General features: G+C 47.8%; 2 protein-coding genes. Both read left to right on the top strand.

Features of this window, described 5'->3' with window-relative positions; all coding sequences use genetic code 11:
- Positions 1 to 1,343 (top strand): ATP-binding cassette domain-containing protein (locus tag P8O70_06540; protein MDG2196532.1); only part of this gene is annotated, 1,343 nt, incomplete at its 5' end.
- Positions 1,344 to 1,397: 54 nt separating this feature from the next.
- A partial coding sequence (locus P8O70_06535) for a hypothetical protein (protein ID MDG2196531.1) occupies positions 1,398 to 1,885 on the top strand: 488 nt, incomplete at its 3' end.

Genomic DNA, 1,885 nt, shown 5'->3' with positions numbered 1-1,885 from the left:
AACCCCGTCATCCCTACACAAGAGCACTGATTTCTGCTGCACCACATTACGCTGGCAATCAGGAAACGAGGCTGCCCGTCATTCCAGGAATTGTGCCCTCACTGTTTGAGAGGCTCACAGGTTGTGCCTTTTCAACGCGCTGTCAGCACAACAAGTCAGAATTATGCAATATAGATCGGCCTCCAATCAATCTTGGTAGTACAAATGTTCGGTGTTTTCTGGAGAGAGCAGGTGTTCCTGAAGAGTTCAAGAAAGAGGGAGTAATCACAGCCAGTGACAAAGGGGAGAAAACGGAATCACTTGCAAACGTGGCCTTACAGGTGGAATCAGTGTCTCGACAGTTTGTGAAGCGAACGGGCTTAATCCGCAGAAAAGAGAAAACGATTCGTGCTGTCACTAAGGTGAGTCTGGAAATAAAAGAAGGAGAAACTCTGGGTCTTGTGGGTGAGTCGGGCTGTGGCAAAACGACACTTGGCCAAACCATTGCTGGATTGATGGATCCCTCTGATGGCAAGATTCGTTTAGCTGTCGGAGGACAAATGCGTGAGATTTCAAATTTGTCCAAGCAGGATCGGCGGAATGCTTGGCAGCACATCCGCTTTGTTTTTCAGGATCCATTTGCTTCACTCAATCCCAGGATGACTGTTTTTGAGATTGTGTCTGAATCTTTGAGAAATGGACCCTCACGAATTGAAGATCGGCGACTCCGGCAGGAGAGAGTCTATGAAGTCCTAGAAAGAGTTGGGCTAGATCCTGCCCAGAGTGATCGCTATCCTCACGCCTTTTCGGGTGGGCAGCGCCAGCGTATCGGGATTGCCCGTGCTCTTGCTCCCAAACCGAAAATTGTGATTGCTGATGAACCTGTGTCTGCCCTAGATGTTTCAGTACAGGCTCAAATACTGAATCTTTTTCAGGATTTACAGAGAGACCTTGGTCTGACCTATCTTTTCGTTTCGCATGACCTGAATGTCGTCTCTAACATTTCTGATCGTGTCGCAGTTATGTACGCAGGACGCATTGTAGAAATCGCACCAACTGATCAGATCTACATTTCCCCACGTCATCCATACACTGCAGCACTTCTTTCAGCCGTTCTTACGCCAGAATACACACCCAATAAATCTCGTAGAGAGCCTTTGCAGGGACATCCTCCAAACCCAGCCAATTTGCCTCCAGGCTGCTCCTTTGCTCCAAGATGTTCTTTCGCGAGTTCAAATTGTCAGCAGAATTCACCAACGCTGGAGTGTGATGATGAAGGGAGGCTCGTGGCCTGCCATCGTAAGAATGAACTAACGCTCTCAGGTATCACAAGGGTTAGCGGAAACCCATTAGCAAAAACTTGATGGGCTAAAAAGCCTTTCAAAGACCAAATAGTAACAAACACAGATAGGCAGATCATGAAACAAGAAATTTACGGACATCTTACACTGGATAGCATGGCCACCCATGTTCCACATAATTTTAAGGTGCCCGATGGAACCAAAACACTGCGACTTGAATTTGCTCACACACCAGAGCATCCAGGAGTGGGTAACATTCCACACCAGTTTAGTATTTCAGTTTATGGCCCGAATGGGGCACGGGGAACCAGGCACAACAATGATGATCAACAACCGATTATCTCCACAAACTGGGCATCACCGGGGTATCTGAGTGGCCCGCTTGAGCCAGGAGAATGGACTGTTGAGTTGGATGTTCACCGCATCTTGCCACCTGGTAGCGTGGATTATCAAATTAATGTGTTCTGTGAGAACAAAGCAACAGATTCTAAAGCACCAAAGCCTGTCCCAATGAGGCCCGATTCAGTGAGACGGCGTGGTCCTGGTTGGTATACTGGTGATCTACATGGGCATACCTATCATTCAGACGGAGATTTCAGTCCAGC

The sequence above is a fragment of the SAR324 cluster bacterium genome, from assembly GCA_029245725.1.
Lineage (GTDB): Bacteria > SAR324 > SAR324 > SAR324 > NAC60-12 > JCVI-SCAAA005.
Note: the sequence above shows the minus strand (reverse complement) of the source record. Positions and strands in the feature narration are given on the sequence as shown.